Below are 17668 nucleotides of genomic sequence, written 5' to 3'. Positions count from 1 at the left end.
TGAGTCAGTCGAGCCAGCCCTGCTCGCGGTAGTAGCGCAGGGCGCCCTCGTGCAGCGGAGCGCTGAGCCCCTCCTGAATCATGAGCGTCGGCGTGAGTTCCGCGAAAGCGGGATGATGATCCTTGAAGCGGGGAAGGTGCTCGAAGACGGCCTTGACGGTGTCATAGACCAGGCCGGGGTCGGTGTCGCGTGAGGCGATCAGGGTGGCGCGCACGCCGAAGGTGGCAATCGCCGGCTGGTCGGGGCCGTAGAGGCCGGCCGGGATGGTGGCTCGAGAATAGTAGGGGTGTGCAGCCAGCAATGCCTCGATGACGTCACCCTCGACACCGATGATGCGGGCATCGCAGAGGCGAATCGCGTTGCCGACGCTGCGGTTGGGGTGGCCCACGGTATAGACCATGGCCTCGATGTTACCGTGGCAGAGTTCGAAGGCCTGCTGGTCGGCGGGCAGGCCGCTGGCCTGGGCGAAGTCGCTCCGCGTCCAGCCGACGGTGTCCATGACCACCTCCATAGTGCCACGCTGCCCCGACCCCGGGTTGCCCAGGTTGATGGCATGGCCGGGCAGGTCCTGAAAGCGGTCGATACCGGCGCGGCGGCGTACCACCAGGGTGAAGGGTTCGCTGTGCAGGGAAAAGACTGACCGCAGATCCGTGTCGGGGCCTGCACCTGCAAATTCTTCCAGCCCCTTCACGGCCCGGTACTGGGCGTCGGACTGCGCCAGGGCCATCGGTAAACGCCCCTCGCGAACGGCCTCGAGGTTGGCCACCGAGCCTCCTGTTCCCACCGCCAGGCAGGGCACCTCGATCACGCGGCAGATGGCGCGGCCGGTGCGATAGTAGACCCCGCTGGGACTTGCCGTGCCGATGGTCAGCGTCGGCGGCTCGACCTGTGCCGCGGCGGGGCCCAGGCCGAAGGTCAACAGGGCGCCGAGCAGCCAGAGTCCTGCCAGGAGATGCCCGGGACGTTGCGGGGAGCGGGGCGCGATCGGGAACAAGGCGTGTGTCTGAGGAGGCGAGGAAGCGAGCGACATGGGGCAGCCTCTTTCGATCAAGCAGCAGGGGAGGGATTCCACCCTTCGGTATAGCCACCCCGTTCGGCTTCCACAATATGAGTTGACTCCCCCTGCCGAGACAGGGGAATCAGGTGGCAGGACGAGGTCCTTGCTGCTAGCAGGCAGCCAGCCGAGTGTCAGGCTCTCTGTCCGGTATCAGTCATAGGATCGAATATCAGCCATAGGTGGTGCGCACGGCCGCCAGTTCCTGCTCGTGGAACCGCCGAGCCGTGTCCAGGGTCGCTGTCTGATCGACTTCGGCTGCCGCCTCGTCGTCGAGACGACCGAGCGCACGGGCGGTCGCGAAGAAGCCCGGGGCCGGCAGGTCGCGGCGCTCCCGTGACTGGCTGACCACCAGTGCGGCCAGGAAGGGGCGACCGGCCCTGGCGTCATCACGCATGCTGTCTTCCAGTAGCCGTGCCAGGGTCTGAATCATGCCAGGCGGGGTGATCCCCAGGGCGTTACAGGCATGGCGGTAGGTCACGGGCTGGCCCCTGCGGGCAACCTGTGTCAGGTAATCACGCAGGAGCGTCTGGGCAGAGGGGGTGTCGGTCATGGGGGACTTTCCTTAAGACGGGCCTTGAGCGGGCGGTCCATGATCAGAAGGCGCCCATCCTAGCAGCCGATGCCTCACCCGCCGAGGCGTCGGCTGGCCTCCATGCGTTCCAGGAACACCGCGAGGATGCGGTCATAGAGGGAACGTCCCAGCAAGGCGTCTTCCACGCCGGCATCGATATTGGGGTTGTCGTTGATCTCGATCACCACCACTCGGTCGCCGACCTGCTTCAGGTCGACGCCGTAGAGGCCGTTGCCGATCAGACGGGTCGCCTTGAGCGCCGCCTTGATGACGGCGGCGGGCACGTCTTCGGGCGCGTGAGTGCTGAAACCGCCGCTTCTGGTCTTGCCCTTGGAATGGTCATAGATCTGCCAGTGACCGCGGGCCATATAATAGCGGCTGGCAAACAGGGGCTGGCCGTCGAGCACGCCGATTCGCCAATCGAAGTCGGTGGGCAGCCATTCCTGCAGCAACAGCAGGGCCGAAGAGGCGAAAAGCCGTTCGGCCTCGGTCAATAGCGCCTCCGCGGAGGTGATCTTGACGATGCCCCGGGAGAAAGACCCATCGGGGACCTTGAGCACCATCGGGAAGCTTAGCCCTGCGGTCTTCTCGGCCAATTGGGGCAGGTCATGACGATTCAGCAAAATGCCGTCGGGAGTGGCGATGCCGCGGGTGCGCAGCAGGGTGTGCAGATACACCTTGTTGGTGCAGCGAAGGATCGAGCGCGGGTCGTCGATGACCACCAGCCCCTCATGCTCGGCGCGTCGTGCCATGCGGTAGGTATGATGATCGAGGCTCGTGGTCTCACGGATGAAAAGCCCATCGAACTCGGCCAGGCGACCCGCATCGCGTTTGGTGATCAGCGAGACATCGATGCCCAGTCTGCGCCCGGCGCGGATGAACTCCTTGAGCGCACCGCGGTTACTGGGGGGCAGGGCCTCCTGCGGGTCGATCAGCACCGCCAGGTCGAAACGATAGCGCCGGCGCGCCTTGGGAGTGCGCCAGACCTTGCGCGAGTGCCGGTTCAGGGCGCTGGCGAACAGGTCCTGTTCGTCGCCTGCGAGCGCGGTGAGGCGCAATGGCTTGAGCCGTGACAGTCGCCACAGATCCTGGCGGCGCGTGAAGCGCGCTTCAAGCAGCGGGCAGGGCAGACGTTCGAAGAGCTTGCGAGCCAGCTTTGACAGCGCCGGATGCAGGCACTCACCGAACAACACGCGCAGGGTCACACTGTCGCCGTTCAGCGAGCCACGACGCGCCAGGTCGTTGAGCAGAGGGCTCAGGGCCTCGAGCTGCAGATCGATTAGTGCCTTGCGCGACAGCTGATTGAGGGTCTCGACGCTTGGCAGCACTCGCTGGCCGCGTGCCTGGGCGAGCAGCGACACGTAGTAGCCGCTCTCCAGGTAGTCGAGCTCAGCGGACAGATTGATGACATGGGTGGCCGCGCCCTGTTCCTGTTCTTGTTCCTGTTCCGGGGCCTGAGCCTGAGCCGGTTGCGCCTCGGCCAGGTAGTCATCTGCCGTGATCAGGTCATCGCTTGGGAAGTAGGGCCGCCAGTCGGCAAGACGGTCGACGACGATTTGCAGGGGCATGGGCAGGCTCTCCTTGAGCACGGCCAAAGGTAATTTCTTGCGGTCAGCATGCGCGTGCAAGTGGATCAAGACAATATGCGTAGATGGTGAAATAAATTCATCATCCAAGGCGGTGACACTGGGTTACATGCGTCGCAAAATCTCCCTCACATACTCAAGGCATTCTTCGACATGACCGCCCTGTTGCGCCCGGCTCAGCCGGGTGACCTCGCCGCACTCTGCCAGCTCGAACAGCTCTGTTTCGAGACCGATCACTTCAGCCGCCGGCAGTTGGCTCATCTGCTGAGCCGGGCTCACGCCCTCACCTGGGTAGCCGAGGATGAAGCGCAGCGCCTGGTGGGCTATGCGACCCTGCTGCTGCGTCGCAACAGCCGTGCGGCCAGGCTCTATTCCTTCTGCGTGCATCCCGAGATCCAGGGGCAGGGAGTCGGGCGGCGCCTGCTGGATACGCTGGAAAGCGAGGCGCGAGATCGTAGCTGCGAGTGGTTGACCCTTGAGGTGCGTGCCGATAACCGACGCGCTCGCGCACTCTATCGGCGCATGGGCTTCGGGCTGCGGCGCTGGCTCGATGACTACTACGCGGATGGTTGCGCGGCCTGGCAGATGGAGAAGTCGCTGATCGCCTCGCCGATGCTGGTGGCCAACGGCTGAAGCGGTCGAGAGACGGGTGAAATGCCCGTCTCGGTGCTCTAGAATCGCACTCCTTTCCTTCATCGCCAGGATGCTCTCATGCCCTCCTTCGATATCGTTTCCGAGTTCGATAAGCACGAAGCCACGAATGCCGTGGATCAGGCCAACCGCGAGGTGCAGACCCGCTTCGACTTCCGCGGCGTCGACGCCAGTTTCACCCTCAACGACGACACCGTGTCCCTCGAGGCGCAGGCCGATTTCCAGCTAAAGCAGATGATCGACGTGCTGCGCGCCAAGCTGATTGCCCGCGGCATCGATGCCCGCTGCATGGACGAGCAGGAGCCGGAGCTCGGCGGCGTCAAGGCACGCCAAGAGGTCAAGCTGAAGCAGGGACTCGAGCAGCCGGACTGCAAGGCCATCGTCAAGCAGATCAAGGATGCCAAGCTCAAGGTCCAGGCCCAGATTCAGGGTGACAAGGTGCGCGTCACCGGCAAGAAGCGCGATGACCTGCAGCAGGTCATCGCCCTGCTGAAGAGCGAGCAGGGCCCGGATCTGGCGCTGCAGTACAATAACTTCCGCGACTGACCAATGACGGTCACGACCGGGCGGCGTCCTCGAGCCGAATCGTCGCTGACCGCCCGGGTGTCCCATTGAGTGTGGCCAGATGGCACATAGAGCCAGGCGATTTCCGTTCCCGGCGCCGATCGGGTTCAATAAGGGCATCGCTGCTAAGCTTTGGCTAGTTGCCCGTATTCGACCGTGAGCAGGAGCCCGGACATGTCTCGATCCACTGCGCGCCGCATCGCCTATCGCCTGCTGGCGCTGGCGAGCTTCGGGCTCGGTGTGATCGGCGCCTTCCTGCCGCTGATGCCGACGACCTGCTTCATGCTGGTCGCGGTGTGGGCCGGCTCCAAGGGCTCGCCGCGCTTCGCCGCCTGGATCCGACGACACCCTCGCTTCGGTCCGCCCTTGACGGCCTGGGAGCGTCAGCGGGCGATTCCCCGCCATGCCAAGCGACTGGCGATGCTGATGTTGGTCTTCTCGATCGGCGCGCTGGTCATCAGCCCGCTCTCCGGCGTCATCAAGCTTTGCGTCATCGTCTCGCTGCTGGGCCTCGCGCTCTGGATCGGCACCCGCCCCGCCCCTCGCGAGGCGATCCCGGTCTACACCATTATCTCGCCGACCCTGTCGCCCCGGGTCATGCCCCCGATTTCCCGCCGACTTTGAGCTGGTTGCCGCTGGCGCCGTACAATGATCGGCGATTACAGAACAGGAGCCTTCCTCGATGTCTGCGATGCAGCCGACCTACCTGCATGACTACCAACCGCCCGCCTATCGCGTCACTCATACCGAGCTGAAGTTCGATCTGGCGTCCTCCGCGACCCGCGTCTCGGCGCGTCTGCACCTGGAGCGTCACCCTGCCCATCGGGAGGCCGGTGACCTGCCGCTGGTGCTCGATGGCGAACAGCTCGCCTTGAAGCGCATCGCCGTCGACGGCGAGGAGCTCGACGCGGACGAATACGCACAGGATGATGTCTCGCTGACCGTGCACCGGGTGCCGGCCCGCTTCCTGCTCGACACCGAGGTCGAGATCGACCCGGCGGCCAACACCGCGCTGGAGGGGCTCTATCAGTCCAGCGGCATGTTCTGTACCCAGTGCGAGGCGGAAGGCTTCCGTCGCATCACCTTCTACCCGGATCGCCCGGATGTGATGGCGACCTTCTCGACCACGGTGATCGGTGACCGGGCGACCCTGCCGGTGCTGCTGTCCAACGGCAACCCGGTGGAATCCGGTGAGCTACCCGGTGATCGTCACTTCGTGACCTGGGAAGATCCGCATCCCAAGCCCAGCTACCTGTTCGCCCTGGTGGCCGGCGATCTGAAGAAGGTCGAGGATCACTTCACCACCCAGAGCGGCCGCGATGTCACCCTGCAGGTCTGGGTCGAGGAAGAGAACCTGTCCAAGACCGACCACGCCATGGCCTCCCTGAAGCGTGCCATGAAGTGGGACGAGGAGACCTATGGGCGCGAGTATGATCTTGACCTGTTCATGATCGTGGCGGTCAATGACTTCAACATGGGCGCCATGGAGAACAAGGGGCTCAACATCTTCAACTCGGCGGCGGTGCTGACTCACCCGCATACCGCCACCGATGCGGCCTTCCAGCGCGTCGAGAGCATCGTCGCCCACGAGTACTTCCACAACTGGTCGGGCAACCGCGTGACCTGCCGCGATTGGTTCCAGCTCTCCCTCAAGGAAGGCTTCACGGTATTCCGTGACCAGAGCTTCTCGGCGGATACCAACTCGGCGCCGGTCAAGCGCATCGAGGATGTGTCGATGTTCCGCACCGCCCAGTTCGCCGAGGATGCCGGGCCGACCGCCCACCCGATCCGCCCCGATCACTACATCGAGATCGGCAACTTCTATACCCTGACCATCTACGAGAAGGGTGCGGAAGTGGTGCGCATGCTGCAGAACCTGCTGGGCTGGGAGCTGTTCCGCCGCGGCTCGGATCTGTATTTTGAGCGCCTCGACGGTCAGGCGGCCACCATCGAGGACTTCGTCGGCTGCATGAGCGAAGTATCGGGCCTCGACCTGACCCAGTTCATGCATTGGTACTCCCAGGCCGGGACACCGGAGATCGACGCCCACGGTGAGTACGATTATGCCAAGGCCGAGTACCACCTGATCCTGCGTCAGCGCACGGCGCCGACCCCGGGACAGCCGGACAAGGTCGCGCTGCATATCCCGATCCGCCTGGGACTGGTCGGCACCAAGTCCGGCCAGGATCTCAAGATGACCCTCGATGGTGAGGCGGTGGGCACCGACACCGTGATTCACCTGCGCGAGCACGAGCAGCACTTCGTCTTCACCGAGCTGGCCGAGGCCCCGGTGCCGTCGCTGCTGCGCGGTTTCTCGGCGCCGGTCAAGCTGCGCTTTCCCTATAGCCGCGAAGACCTGGCCTTCCTGCTGCAGCAGGATTCCGATGGCTTCAACCGCTGGGATGCCGGCCAGCGCCTGGCCATGCTGGCCCTCGATGACCTGATCGCGGCGCATCGTAACGGGGTCGAGAAGGTCATGGACGTGCGCGTCACGGACGCCTTCCGCACCCTGCTGACCGGGGAGACCGACGACAAGGCCGTGCTCGCCGAGATGCTGACCCTGCCGTCGGAGGCCTACATCGCCGAGCAGCAGCCGGTCGTCGATGTGGATGCCATCCATGCCGCCCGTACCTTCGTCAAGCAGTCGCTGGCGCTTGCCCTGCGTGACGAGTTCATGGCGGTGTACCGTGCCAACCGGCTCGACGCGCCTTATGCACCGGAGCCCGAGCAGATCGCCGCGCGCAGCCTCAAGAACGTGGCGCTGTCGTACCTGGTCGCGATCGAGGACGAGGAGGCGCTGGCCCTCGCTCAGGCGCAGTTCGATGCCGATCACAACATGACCGACGTGCGCGCGGCCCTGACGCTGCTGACCCACAGCTCGCGGAACGACCTGGCCGACCCGGCACTGCGTGCCTTCGGCGAGAAGTGGGCGCACGATCCGCTGGTGATGGATCAGTGGTTCAGCATCCAGGTGACCAGGCCCCAGGCCGATGCCCTGGAGCGCGTCAAGTTCCTGATGGAGCATCCGGCGTTCTCGCTGAAGAACCCGAACAAGGTGCGTGCGCTGATCGGCGCCTTCGCCAGCAACCGGGTCAACTTCCACCGCATCGACGGCGCCGGCTATCGGCTGTTGGCCGATGTGGTGATCGAGCTCAACCGGCTCAATCCGGAAATCGCCGCGCGCCTGATCACGCCGCTGACCCGCTGGCAGCGCTTCGACGAGGCGCGTCAGGAGCTGATGAAGGCCGAGCTCGAGCGCATCCGCGCCGAGAAGCTCTCGCCCAACGTCTTCGAGGTGATCGAAAAGGCGCTGGCCGAGTGACGCCTCGATCGGCGTCGTTGTCGGCGATGCCGGTCATGGCCTGACAGATCGCGCCAGTTACAAACGGGTCGCCCCATGGGCGGCCCGTTTTGTTGGTCGGGCAGGGTGAGTCAACCCAGCTGATCGACATCGGTGATCAGGCCGGCCTCCTTGGCGGCGCTGTCGGCCAGTGCCCGGCCGGCCTCGTCATAGATGTGATAGACGGCGTTGGCACCCAGGGCCTGAATCGGCTTGATCTCGTCGGGGTACTCGACGATGGCGGTGATCTGGCCCCTGAACTCGTCCCGGTCGTGCAGTTGCTTGAGGGCGAAGAGATTACCCGCATGGTGCGGCATGGCCAGCACCACCAGCTTCAGGGTCGGTGACATCATCAGCTTGTCCCAGAAGTCCGAGTCCAGGGCATCGCCTTCCACCAGGTGATAGCCCTCCTCCTGGAGGCGCTTGACGCTGTGGGGGTTGCTGTCGATGCCCAGCACCTTGAGGCCGTACTGCTTCTGCAGCCGCTTGTAGGTGCTGCGCCCGATGCGTCCCATGCCCATGACCACGGCCTCGGCATTGCCGACCTCGATGGCATGCTCGACGCCATCCAGCTCCTCGGTCAGACGCTCGGGCAGCAGGTCGGCGAAGCGGCGATACAGGGTCTCGCTGGCGCCGTTGAGCAGAGAGGCCAGCACGAAGCTGATCGCCACCGCCAGCGACATCACCACCAGCCACTTCTCATCGAGCCAGCCCTGGCCCACCGCGAGGGCGCCGACGATCAGCCCGAACTCCGAGTAATTGGCGAGCCCCAGCGAGGCCAGCACCGAGGTGCGCAGGCGCAGCCTGAAAGCCATGAAGGTCAGCTGATAGAGCAGGGCCTTGAGGGGGATCACCAACACCAGCAGCAGCGCCAGGCCCAGCATCTCGAGATCGGGCATGGCAGTCATGCCAATGGTCAGGAAGAAGCCCACCAGCAGCAGTTCCTTGAGGCTGAACATCGAGCGAGCCAAATTCTGGGCGGCCGGATGGGGTGCCAGCAGCAGGCCCACGATCAGGGCCCCCAGGTCGCCCTTGATCCCCATGGCATCGAAGAGGCCATAGCCAAGCACCAGTGCCATCAGCATGCCGCAGAGCATCTGCATCTCGCCGTGTCCCATGTGGTCGAGCAGTCGCTGCAGTAGTGGAGCGGCAGGAATCAGCAGCAGCAATGACAGCGCCCAGGGACTCGGCAACTCGCCGGTGGAGGCGGTCAGGAACACCACCGCGAAGATGTCCTGCATGATCAGCACGCCGATCGCCAGGCGCCCATAGGCGGTCTGGGTCTCGCTGCGCTTGTCGAGTACCTTGATCACGAAGACGGTGCTGGAGAACGACAGGGCGAAACCGAGCAGCGCCAGTGTCTGCCAGGGGACCCCGTCCAGCAGCGTGAAACCGACCAGCCCGAACAGCCCCAGGGCGCCGCCCAGCAGTAGCGTCGAGCCGGCCAGGTGCAAGGACGCGCCGGCCCAGACCTCGCGGCGCAGCAGGGTGCGCACATCGAGCTTGAGGCCGATGGTGAACAGCAGCAGGGTCACACCGACGTTGGCGAGGGTGGTCAGCAGGGGCGTCTCTTGGTAGCCCAGCGCATTGAGCGTGAAGCCCCCGGCCAGAAAGCCGACCAAGGGTGGAAGTCTCAGCGCGACGGCGCCGAGCCCTCCGAGAAATGCGACCAGCAGAAAGGCCGGCTCGATCATGATGTCTCCTCGTCGTTACGTCCTTGTCCGGGGCCGGGGAAGGGCGGTCATCCGGCGCAGCAGTCGATGCCACGCCATGGTTTCCTATTGGCTGGCCTTTGCCAACCTTTTGAGCTCTCCATGCGTCGCCGCCAGCCATGGCGACGGTGTAAGATGAGCCCCATGAATTCTGATTCCCCTTTATTACGCCTGCTGGTCAACGGCAAATCGGCTCAATCGCCGGTCTTGCGCCAGGCGGTGGAAACGGCACGCCAGCAGGGAGCCCGGCTCGAGGTCCTGGTAACCTGGGAAGCTGGTGATGCCGGGAAATTCGCCCGCCAGGCGGGGGCGGACGGGGTATCTCGGCTGCTGGTAGCCGGTGGCGATGGCACCGTCAACGAGGCCGTCAATGGCCTGATGCGACTGTCCCGAGAGGCCCGTCCCGCCCTGGGCGTGCTGCCTATGGGCACCGCCAATGACCTGGCCACGGGCCTTGGCATTCCCGAGGACCTGGAGGCCGCGCTTTCGCTTTCGCTCGACGCCACTCCGCATCCCGTGGACGTGCTGCGGCTCGGAGAGCATCACTTTCTCAACATGCTGTCGGCAGGCTTCGGCGCCGAGATCACGGCCTCCACCCCCAAGACCCTCAAGCGTCTGCTCGGCGGTGGTGCCTATTCGCTGATGGGGGCGCTCAAGGCCTGGCGCTTTCGGCCCTGCCCGGCCCGGCTGAGCTGGCCGGGGGGCGAGGGCCATCGAGAGCTCTTCCTGCTGGCCATCGGCAACGGTGCCCAGGCGGGGGGAGGGCAGCGCCTGAGTCCGCTGGCCCGTCTCGACGATGGCCTGCTGGAGGTGCTGGCGGTTCGGCAGTTCTCCTCGCTTGCCGGGATGCGCCAGATGCTAGCCGAGCTGAGACGTCTCCCTGCAAGCGGAGACTACGTGGAATACTGGCAGGCCGACCGGATTCGCGTGATGGCCGATCAGCCGCTGACCCTGACCCTGGATGGTGAACCCCATCGCCTGGCACATCTTGAGGTGGGCCTGACGCCGGGCGCCATCGACCTGCTGGCTCCGCGTGACTGTCCATTGCTGACGCCCGCGGCGCCGAGCCCATGATGACAACTGGTTATGACAACTGGTTATGACAACTGGTGATGACAACAAGGAGCGCTGTCCGATGCTGACCCCTTTCCACCTGGCCGTGCAGGTGCGCGACCTCGATGAGGCGCGTGGTTTCTATGGCGATCTGCTGGGCTGTCCCGAGGGGCGATCCAGCGATACCTGGATCGATTTCAACCTCTTCGGCCATCAGTTCGTCTGCCATCTCAACCCGGAGATGACCCCGCAGCGCCATCACAATGCGGTGGATGGCCATGGGGTGCCGGTGCCGCATTTCGGCGTGGTCCTGCAGATGGCCGATTGGGAGGCGCTGGTCGACCGTCTGACCGGGGCCGGAGTGCGCTTCGAGATCGAACCCTATGTGCGCTTCCAGGGACAGCCAGGCGAGCAGGCGACCATGTTCTTCTATGACCCCAGCGGTAATGCGCTGGAGTTCAAGGCGTTTCGCGATATCGACGGCCAGCTGTTCGCGACCTGAGCGTGTCCGACGATATGCCCACTCAGCCTCAAGAGAGAGAGACGATGGACGATTTCATGCAGGCGGCGATCGACGAGGCACGCTTGGGACTCGAGGAAGGCGGGGTGCCGATCGGCTCGGTGTTGGTGCATCGGGGGACCATCATCGGTCGCGGCCACAACCAGCGCCAGCAGTGCGGTAGCGTGGTGCTTCATGGCGAGATGGATGCGCTCGAGAATGCCGGGCGCCAGCCGGCAGCAGTCTATCGAGAGTCGGTGCTCTATACCACCCTCTCGCCCTGTCCGATGTGCAGCGGAGCCATTCAGCTGTATGGCATTCCCAAGGTCGTGATCGGTGAGAACCGGACCTTCCTCGGGGCCGAGGACGCACTGCGTCAGGCTGGCGTCGAGCTTGAGGTGCGTGATGATGCTCAGTGCCGCACCCTGATGGAGACCTTTATCGCCCGTCACCCCGAGGTCTGGGCCGAGGATATTGGGAAGTGAGCCCGCGAATGAGTTGGCGCCTTGCGCCGGTTCCTGCCCTTTGCTGGAATGCCCCCACACTACGATGAGAGGACGTTGAAGATGATGAAGACGCCATACAGGTCCCTGCTGCTGGTCTTGGTGATGAGCCTGGGGCTGGCCGGATGTGGCAATGGCGACGAGCCGGCGCCCGCCGAGGTGGCGGGCGCCGACCAGCCCAGCGGCGAGCCGGTCGAGAGCGGCGCTGAAGCGAGTGTCGAGGCGAGTGGTGATGACAGCGCCGCGGCCACCGGGGCACAGTCCGCGAGCGCGCCGGTAGGCGCCGAGGATGAGGCGGCAGACAGCGCGTCGGTCTCGACCGGGATGGTCGACGCTGCAAGCGAAGACGCGACAAGTGACGATACCCAAGACGTGCAGCCGTCCATGCTTGATGAGCCGCTGACCGGCGAATCCATGTCCGGTGAAGCCATGTCTGGTGAGCCGATGACCGACCCAGGCGACGCCGCGACCCCCGCTGCGCCGTCTGGCGCCGAGATCGACGCTATGCTCAATGAGGGCGAAAACCTGGACGTGGCGCCGGGAGAGACCAGCGAGTCTGAGATCGAGGCCTTCATGGCCGAGACCGAGCGCCGGTTCGAGGAGGCTCAGCAGGAGATCGATCAGCAGTTCAAGGAGGCTGAGAGCAAGACGCCGGAGGACATGCTGCATGATGCCGGCGAGGCCCTCGAGCAGCCCTGATCGTCATGAACGATGGCTTTCGAGGGTGAGAACGGAGGCCAGCGTCTAAAGGAAAGGGTCCACTCGCGTGGACCCTTGTTCAGTCATCGGGAACCTGAGCCCCCGATGCTGCGAACCCTCTGCTGCCGTCTGCCGAGGTGCAGTGCAAGCAACTGGCGAGGGGCAGGCGCGTCGTTAGCTGACGGGCTTGATGTTGGCGGCCTGGAGGCCCTTCTTGCCCTGGGTGACGTCGAAGCTCACCTTCTGCCCGTCCTGTAGGGACTTGAAGCCCTCGGCCTGGATCTCGGAGAAATGGGCGAAGAGGTCGTCGCCGCCGTCATCCGGAGAGATAAAGCCGAAGCCCTTGGTGTCGTTGAACCACTTGACAGTGCCAGTTGCCATTTTTGATTTTCCTTACCTGACGTAATGATGATGCCGGGGGTGTCGGACCAAGCCCGACATGACCCCCTTCAATACGCGGGGCGTGTGAGGAAGACGCGCAAAGGGAGAATGTCGAAGGAATCAGTCCACGGCAAACAACTTGCAACATACCCATACACCCACCCACGTTGCGGAGATGCATCGGCAGCCGAGTTGGGTCAATATACCCGCTGAACGGCATGCCTGAATGCCCGCAAAATCACTTTAGATGGAATTACCATGCCCGTCCAGAACGTCGATTTCACCGCCGCCGACGCCCCCCAACGCTTCGTCGCCTCGCTGCGAGAGACGGGATTCGGGGTGTTGCGCAATCACCCGATTTCCGCCGAGCTGGTGGAATCCATCTATCGCCAATGGCACGACTTCTTCCAGGGAGAGGAGAAGCATGATTTTCGCTTCGACCCCGAGCGCCAGGATGGCTACTTCCCGCCCGAGGTGTCCGAGACCGCCAAGGGTCGCACGGTCAAGGACCTGAAGGAGTACTATCACGTCTATCCTTGGGGCCGGCTGCCCGAGGCCCTGGCCGACGACATCATGGAGTATTATCGTCGAGCGGAAGAGTTGGCCTCGACTCTGCTTGGCTGGATCGAAGCCGAGACACCGCCCGAGGTGGCCAGCCACTATCGGGAGCCGCTGTCGCGGATGATCGCCGAGAGCGGTCAGACCCTGCTGCGGGTCCTGCACTATCCGCCGCTGGCCGGCGACGAGGTGCCCGGCGCGGTGCGTGCCGCCGCCCATGAGGACATCAACCTGATCACCGTGCTGCCGGCGGCCAACGAGCCCGGGCTCGAGGTGAAGACCCGCGAGGGCGAGTGGCTGGCGGTTCCCTGCGATCCGGGCCAGCTGATCATCAACGTCGGCGACATGCTCCAGGAGGCCTCGGGTGGGCACTTCCCCTCGACGTCCCACCGCGTGGTCAATCCCAGTGGTCCCGCGCGCTTCCAGTCGCGTCTGTCCCTGCCGCTGTTCCTGCACCCGCGGCCGGAAGTGGTGCTGTCAGAGCGTCACACCGCCGACAGCTACCTCAAGGAGCGCCTGCGCGAGCTGGGCGTCATCTGAGTCTCGACGCCGGCGCCTGGCGCCGGCGATCGGCGGGTTACATGTTTCGCATTCTGACGAGGTATCTGACATGGCATCACTGAGCAGCGCGCCCAGCGACACCCACAGCAAGCTGATCGGCTACCTGCTGTGGATCTTCGGTTTCCTCGGCGCCCATCGTTTCTACTATGGCAAGCCGGTGACCGGCACCATCTGGTTCTTCACCCTGGGCCTCTTGGGTATCGGCTGGCTGATCGACCTGTTTCTCATTCCGAGCATGGATCGGGAGGCCGACTTCCGCTATCAGGCCGGCCCGGTCAACTACTCGCTGGCCTGGGTGCTGCTGACCTTCCTCGGCGTGTTCGGCCTGCATCGCTTCTACATGGGCAAGTGGCTGACCGGCATCCTCTACCTGCTGACCGGCGGGTTCTTCCTGCTGGGCGTGCTCTATGATTTCTGGACCCTCAACGACCAGATCTCGATGAAGCATGCCAAGCGCGGCATCTTCAACTGATCCGTGGCCGGGCATGCCCCGGCCACAGTCCATTCGCCCTTCAAGGGTGATCCCGCCCGGCAAGGAGGCCCGCCGCCCATGTTCTTCGATGCCCAGTTCTGGCCCTTTCTGGTCGCCATCACCCTGCTGACGATCAGTCCCGGGGTGGATACCCTGCTGGTGATTCGCAACACCACCCGCGGTGGCCTTAGTGACGGGGTGCTGACCAGTCTGGCCATCTGTGCCGGACTCTTCGTGCACGCCACTGTCTCGGCGCTTGGTATCTCGGTCATCCTGCTGCAGTCGGCCTGGGCCTTCTCGGCGCTCAAGCTCGCCGGGGCGGCCTATCTGATATGGCTTGGCCTGCAGAGTCTAGCGAGCGCCCGCCGGGGCACGCCTCTGCCGGTGGCGGGCTGCGCGGTCGAGCGGCAATCGGTGTCGCGCTGGGTGCCGCTGCGCGAGGGCTTCCTGTCCAATGTGCTCAACCCCAAGACGGTGGTCTTCTACATGGCCTTTCTGCCTCAGTTCATCGCCCCGGGCGATCCGGCGCTGGCCAAGTCGTTGTGGCTCGCCGGGGTGCACTTCCTGATCGCCAACCTGTGGCAGATCGGCATCGCGGTGATGCTCGGCCGGGCCGGTCACTGGCTGGCCCGGCGAGCCGTGTCCCGCACCCTGGACGGTGCCACCGGGGCGGTGATGGTGGCCTTTGGCCTCAAGCTGGCGCTGTCTCAGCGTCCCGTCTGACGCGTCGAACGACCTATCAGCCAGCCCAGACACACCACGGGCCCGCCAGAGCGGGCCCGTGGTGTGTCTGGCTTGTCGTTCTGACTTCTCGGGTCAGACTTGTCGGGTCTGGCGTGCCGAGGGCGCGCTCGGCACGCGGTCTATTGCCGGGCGAGCAGCGAGGTATCGTAGCGCCCGCCGCGCTCCGCGGCAGTCAGCAGGGCCACCTCCTGCGTCTCGCCGCCCTGGGCGAGGCTTTCGAAGATCACCCGGTAGGCCATCACCGCCTGGACGTACTGGCGGGTCTCGTGGAAGGGAATGCTCTCCACGAAGAGGTCAAACTCCCGCGGGGCATCCTCGAGCCAGCGGTCGACGCGATTCGGGCCGGCGTTGTAGGCGGCGGTGGCGGCCAGCCGGTTGCCCCGGTAGCGGGCGATCATGTCCTGGATATAGCGACTGCCCAGCTGGATGTTGGTCTCGGGGTTCAGCACGCCATAGGGGCCGGGGTCCTCGAGCCCCAATCGACGACTGACTTCGCGGGCGGTGGCCGGCATCAGCTGCATCAGGCCACGGGCACCGGCAGGGGAGACCACCGTCGGATTGTAGGCGCTCTCGCGGCGGGCGATGGCCATCAGCAGGTAGGGGTCAGTCCCATGGCGGTTGCCCCAGTGCATGAAGTCATCGCGATAGGCCTCGGGGAAGCGCCAGTCGAGGGCATCCCACAGGCCGGCAGCAATCGTGGTCTGCACCGCTCGCGCGTGCCAGCCCCGGTAGGCGGCGTAGTCGGCGAGGGCCTTGGCCTTGGCCTCATCGGCGCGCCGCGCGGCAGCAAACCACTCGCTGTTGGCAAGCCCCGGCTCGCCGATGCGAATCAGGGCCTCGGTGCGTTGTACCACCGGCCACTCGGCGATGCGCTCGCGGTAAGCCGCGTTGTAGCTGACCCGCTCCAGGTTCAGCGCATAGGGAACCTCGAGGCGGTCGGCGGCGGCGAAACCGAAGAAGCTGCGCTCACCGGCGGCGGCCTGGAATTCCTGGGTGGCTCCGCTGGGGTTGCCGAGCTGCTCGAGGGCGCGGCCCACCCAGTACTGCCAGCGGGCCTCGCGGCGCGGTGCGTCCGGCAGCCGATGCACCCAGTCGATGACGCCGGACCAGTCGCTTTCGGCCAAGGCGGTGCGCACCCTGAGTTCCAGCAGGTCGGTGTCCTGAAGGCCGGGCAGGGTGGCATCCACCCAGCCCCGGTTGTTGTCGATCTCCCGGACCAGGGAGTAGAAGACCAGGTCGTGCTCGATGGCATGGCGCTCGGCGGCACCGAGTGCGACATGCGGGGCGACCTTGCGCCAGGCTTCCAGGGCCGCCTCGGTATCGGCACGGGTGAAGCCGTGCATGGCGGCGGCAAAGAGCGCGCTGGTGCCGCGCCCCTCGGGACCGATCGACGTCGGCACCTGAGTGATCGCCGAGAAGTCCTGTTGCAAGCGCTCGAGGGCATCGAGCCCGGGTTGCCAGGCGCTGCCCAGCTGACGGCCGAGGTAGCTCACCATGCCGGTCTCGCCGGCCTGCCAGGCGAGCGTCAGGCGCTCCCAGATCTCGAGGGCCCCGATCTCGCCGCGCTCGCGAAGGGTGCGAAACAGCGGGTCACAGGCCTCGGGTTGGGAGCGACCAACGCGCCACAGCGCGCGGCCACCCTCGGCGGCGTCCCGAGGCCGGGTATCGAGCAGGGCGGTATAGTAGTAGCAGCGGCGGGGGGTGCCGCGGGGCTCGCCGTCGGCGATCTCGCGCAGGCTTTCAAAGCGACCGGCCTCGCCGTAGCGGCTGATCGCTTCGCCGCGCATCCAGTCGGCCAGCGGCGAGTCGTCGTGACGGGTGAGGAAGGCCTGCACCTGCGATGCCGGCGCATCGGGCAGGCGGGCGAGCAGGCGGTGGTAGTCCACGTAGCCTTCGAGAACATGGCCATCGAGGGCCGTCTCATCGATGCGCGAGAATTCCTGCGCCCTGGCCGCGGCCAGGGCCTCGCGCATGGCGCTATCCTGATTCGCATCCGCCTTTGCGGTGTCGACGGACAGACTCAGTGGCAGGCTCAGTGCCAGGCTTGCCAGCAGTACCGGCCAATGCCGGAAGGGAAAAGGGCGTCGCATTCGAGAATCTCCTGAGTCGTGCCACTTGAGTCCATCTTCGCCGATGCATAGGCCGTTGAGTAGTGTCGCCAGCTTCCGACAGGTTCTGAAACTCAGGCGGAGTAATAGGCCGGGTATACTGGTCGTGAGGATTCACCATCGCGTCTTGGACGTCGGTAAGTGCAAACGGGGCAATGGGGGAGAGCAACATGGCAGGATCACCATCAGGCAGGGGGTGGCTGGGCCGGCGCGGTCGGTCGCTTGCGCGGATCGGCCGCGCGCTTAAAACGTTCTTGCCGATGCTTGGGGATGTGCTGACGGGGCGCTATCGGCCGGTGCCCTGGGCGGCGATCGGCTTCATGGCCGCGGCGCTGGGTTACCTGCTGTCGCCGCTGGACCTGATCCCCGATGTCGTCCTGCTGCTGGGGCTTGCTGACGATGCCCTGATCGTCGGTTGGCTGCTGACCCGGGTCGATCGTCACCTGGCGCCTTATCACGCCTGGCGCGCCGGTCGTGGTGATTAGCCATCGACTGGACACCACATGATTCAGCGTCGCCTTGCCTGATTTGTCGAATCGATGCCATCCAGTTGATTCGGCAGGCTTGAAAAGCCCATCCAGAGCCCCATATCTCGGTCACGTCACCTGA

General features: G+C 65.1%; 18 protein-coding genes. 12 read left to right on the top strand and 6 right to left on the bottom strand.

The annotated features are described in order from the left end of the window. Positions 1–4: 4 nt before the first annotated feature. The 3 genes from IEJ03_RS10130 to IEJ03_RS10120 all read right to left on the bottom strand — a co-directional run bounded on the left by IEJ03_RS10130 (position 5) and on the right by IEJ03_RS10120 (position 3196). Positions 5–1030, bottom strand: a complete 1026-nt coding sequence (locus IEJ03_RS10130; RefSeq protein WP_192034744.1) for a TAXI family TRAP transporter solute-binding subunit — start codon at positions 1028–1030, stop codon at positions 5–7. Between the two features lie 196 nt (positions 1031–1226). After that, complete coding sequence (locus IEJ03_RS10125) at positions 1227–1607, bottom strand: hypothetical protein (protein ID WP_192034743.1); 381 nt, start codon at positions 1605–1607, stop codon at positions 1227–1229. A 74-nt stretch (positions 1608–1681) separates the two neighbouring features. Beyond that, complete coding sequence (locus IEJ03_RS10120) at positions 1682–3196, bottom strand: RimK family protein (protein WP_192034742.1); 1515 nt, start codon at positions 3194–3196, stop codon at positions 1682–1684. Positions 3197–3367: 171 nt separating this feature from the next. Between IEJ03_RS10120 and rimI the strand changes: the two genes are divergently transcribed. From rimI to pepN, 4 genes are all read left to right on the top strand, one after another. Then, positions 3368–3847: a ribosomal protein S18-alanine N-acetyltransferase gene (rimI, locus tag IEJ03_RS10115; protein ID WP_192034741.1), complete on the top strand. Its 480-nt coding sequence runs from the start codon at positions 3368–3370 to the stop codon at positions 3845–3847. A 78-nt stretch (positions 3848–3925) separates the two neighbouring features. Continuing rightward, positions 3926–4411, top strand: coding sequence for a YajQ family cyclic di-GMP-binding protein (locus IEJ03_RS10110; protein WP_192034740.1), 486 nt, complete (start codon positions 3926–3928; stop codon positions 4409–4411). 192 nt (positions 4412–4603) lie between these two features. Continuing rightward, complete coding sequence (locus tag IEJ03_RS10105; protein ID WP_192034739.1) at positions 4604–5053, top strand: YbaN family protein; 450 nt, start codon at positions 4604–4606, stop codon at positions 5051–5053. A 58-nt stretch (positions 5054–5111) separates the two neighbouring features. Further along, positions 5112–7751, top strand: a complete 2640-nt coding sequence (gene pepN / locus IEJ03_RS10100) for an aminopeptidase N (protein WP_192034738.1) — start codon at positions 5112–5114, stop codon at positions 7749–7751. A 110-nt stretch (positions 7752–7861) separates the two neighbouring features. Here pepN and IEJ03_RS10095 read toward each other — a convergent pair whose 3' ends face one another. Then, positions 7862–9463: a cation:proton antiporter family protein gene (locus IEJ03_RS10095; protein ID WP_192034737.1), complete on the bottom strand. Its 1602-nt coding sequence runs from the start codon at positions 9461–9463 to the stop codon at positions 7862–7864. Positions 9464–9625: 162 nt separating this feature from the next. Here IEJ03_RS10095 and yegS point away from each other — a divergent pair, with 162 nt between their 5' ends. From yegS to IEJ03_RS10075, 4 genes are all read left to right on the top strand, one after another. After that, positions 9626–10555: a lipid kinase YegS gene (gene yegS, locus IEJ03_RS10090; protein WP_192034736.1), complete on the top strand. Its 930-nt coding sequence runs from the start codon at positions 9626–9628 to the stop codon at positions 10553–10555. Between the two features lie 61 nt (positions 10556–10616). After that, entirely contained in the window at positions 10617–11036 is a 420-nt protein-coding gene (locus IEJ03_RS10085) for a VOC family protein (RefSeq protein ID WP_192034735.1), read from the top strand. A 44-nt stretch (positions 11037–11080) separates the two neighbouring features. Then, a complete protein-coding gene (locus IEJ03_RS10080) occupies positions 11081–11518 on the top strand; it encodes a nucleoside deaminase (protein ID WP_192034734.1) in 438 nt (145 codons plus the stop codon). Positions 11519–11599: 81 nt separating this feature from the next. After that, positions 11600–12235 carry a hypothetical protein gene (locus IEJ03_RS10075; protein WP_192034733.1) on the top strand — a complete coding sequence of 212 codons (636 nt, stop codon included), beginning with the start codon at positions 11600–11602 and terminating at the stop codon, positions 12233–12235. Positions 12236–12409: 174 nt separating this feature from the next. On the opposite strand, the gene IEJ03_RS10070 is transcribed toward IEJ03_RS10075, so the two are convergent. After that, positions 12410–12616, bottom strand: coding sequence for a cold-shock protein (locus tag IEJ03_RS10070; RefSeq protein ID WP_192034732.1), 207 nt, complete (start codon positions 12614–12616; stop codon positions 12410–12412). Positions 12617–12874: 258 nt separating this feature from the next. Here IEJ03_RS10070 and IEJ03_RS10065 point away from each other — a divergent pair, with 258 nt between their 5' ends. From IEJ03_RS10065 to IEJ03_RS10055, 3 genes are all read left to right on the top strand, one after another. Continuing rightward, a complete protein-coding gene (locus IEJ03_RS10065; RefSeq protein WP_192034731.1) occupies positions 12875–13714 on the top strand; it encodes an isopenicillin N synthase family oxygenase in 840 nt (279 codons plus the stop codon). 70 nt (positions 13715–13784) lie between these two features. Then, the gene (locus IEJ03_RS10060) at positions 13785–14207 is read left to right on the top strand and encodes a TM2 domain-containing protein (RefSeq protein ID WP_192034730.1); all 423 of its coding nucleotides are present in this window, start codon (positions 13785–13787) and stop codon (positions 14205–14207) included. Between the two features lie 78 nt (positions 14208–14285). Continuing rightward, positions 14286–14930, top strand: coding sequence for a LysE family translocator (locus IEJ03_RS10055; protein WP_192034729.1), 645 nt, complete (start codon positions 14286–14288; stop codon positions 14928–14930). 140 nt (positions 14931–15070) lie between these two features. Here IEJ03_RS10055 and IEJ03_RS10050 read toward each other — a convergent pair whose 3' ends face one another. Further along, on the bottom strand, positions 15071–17041 hold the full coding sequence (locus IEJ03_RS10050) for a transglycosylase SLT domain-containing protein (protein ID WP_192034728.1): 1971 nt from the start codon (positions 17039–17041) through the stop codon (positions 15071–15073). Positions 17042–17229: 188 nt separating this feature from the next. On the opposite strand from IEJ03_RS10050, the gene IEJ03_RS10045 reads away from it, so the two are divergent. Continuing rightward, positions 17230–17544, top strand: a complete 315-nt coding sequence (locus tag IEJ03_RS10045) for a DUF1232 domain-containing protein (RefSeq protein ID WP_242457932.1) — start codon at positions 17230–17232, stop codon at positions 17542–17544. The last annotated feature ends 124 nt before the right edge of the window (positions 17545–17668 follow it).

It is taken from the genome of Halomonas sp. YLGW01 (assembly GCF_014840935.1).
Taxonomy (GTDB): domain Bacteria; phylum Pseudomonadota; class Gammaproteobacteria; order Pseudomonadales; family Halomonadaceae; genus Onishia.
This window is presented reverse-complemented; position numbering and strand designations above follow the sequence as displayed.

Bases quoted from the DNA above. Each gene is read 5' to 3' on its own strand.
- IEJ03_RS10130 (WP_192034744.1), bottom strand. From the start codon at position 1,030: ATGTCGCTCGCTTCCTCGCCTCCTCAGACACACGCCTTGTTCCCGATC.
- IEJ03_RS10125 (WP_192034743.1), bottom strand. From the start codon at position 1,607: ATGACCGACACCCCCTCTGCCCAGACGCTCCTGCGTGATTACCTGACA.
- IEJ03_RS10120 (WP_192034742.1), bottom strand. From the start codon at position 3,196: ATGCCCCTGCAAATCGTCGTCGACCGTCTTGCCGACTGGCGGCCCTAC.
- rimI (WP_192034741.1), top strand. From the start codon at position 3,368: ATGACCGCCCTGTTGCGCCCGGCTCAGCCGGGTGACCTCGCCGCACTC.
- IEJ03_RS10110 (WP_192034740.1), top strand. From the start codon at position 3,926: ATGCCCTCCTTCGATATCGTTTCCGAGTTCGATAAGCACGAAGCCACG.
- IEJ03_RS10105 (WP_192034739.1), top strand. From the start codon at position 4,604: ATGTCTCGATCCACTGCGCGCCGCATCGCCTATCGCCTGCTGGCGCTG.
- pepN (WP_192034738.1), top strand. From the start codon at position 5,112: ATGTCTGCGATGCAGCCGACCTACCTGCATGACTACCAACCGCCCGCC.
- IEJ03_RS10095 (WP_192034737.1), bottom strand. From the start codon at position 9,463: ATGATCGAGCCGGCCTTTCTGCTGGTCGCATTTCTCGGAGGGCTCGGC.
- yegS (WP_192034736.1), top strand. From the start codon at position 9,626: ATGAATTCTGATTCCCCTTTATTACGCCTGCTGGTCAACGGCAAATCG.
- IEJ03_RS10085 (WP_192034735.1), top strand. From the start codon at position 10,617: ATGCTGACCCCTTTCCACCTGGCCGTGCAGGTGCGCGACCTCGATGAG.
- IEJ03_RS10080 (WP_192034734.1), top strand. From the start codon at position 11,081: ATGGACGATTTCATGCAGGCGGCGATCGACGAGGCACGCTTGGGACTC.
- IEJ03_RS10075 (WP_192034733.1), top strand. From the start codon at position 11,600: ATGATGAAGACGCCATACAGGTCCCTGCTGCTGGTCTTGGTGATGAGC.
- IEJ03_RS10070 (WP_192034732.1), bottom strand. From the start codon at position 12,616: ATGGCAACTGGCACTGTCAAGTGGTTCAACGACACCAAGGGCTTCGGC.
- IEJ03_RS10065 (WP_192034731.1), top strand. From the start codon at position 12,875: ATGCCCGTCCAGAACGTCGATTTCACCGCCGCCGACGCCCCCCAACGC.
- IEJ03_RS10060 (WP_192034730.1), top strand. From the start codon at position 13,785: ATGGCATCACTGAGCAGCGCGCCCAGCGACACCCACAGCAAGCTGATC.
- IEJ03_RS10055 (WP_192034729.1), top strand. From the start codon at position 14,286: ATGTTCTTCGATGCCCAGTTCTGGCCCTTTCTGGTCGCCATCACCCTG.
- IEJ03_RS10050 (WP_192034728.1), bottom strand. From the start codon at position 17,041: ATGCGACGCCCTTTTCCCTTCCGGCATTGGCCGGTACTGCTGGCAAGC.
- IEJ03_RS10045 (WP_242457932.1), top strand. From the start codon at position 17,230: ATGGCAGGATCACCATCAGGCAGGGGGTGGCTGGGCCGGCGCGGTCGG.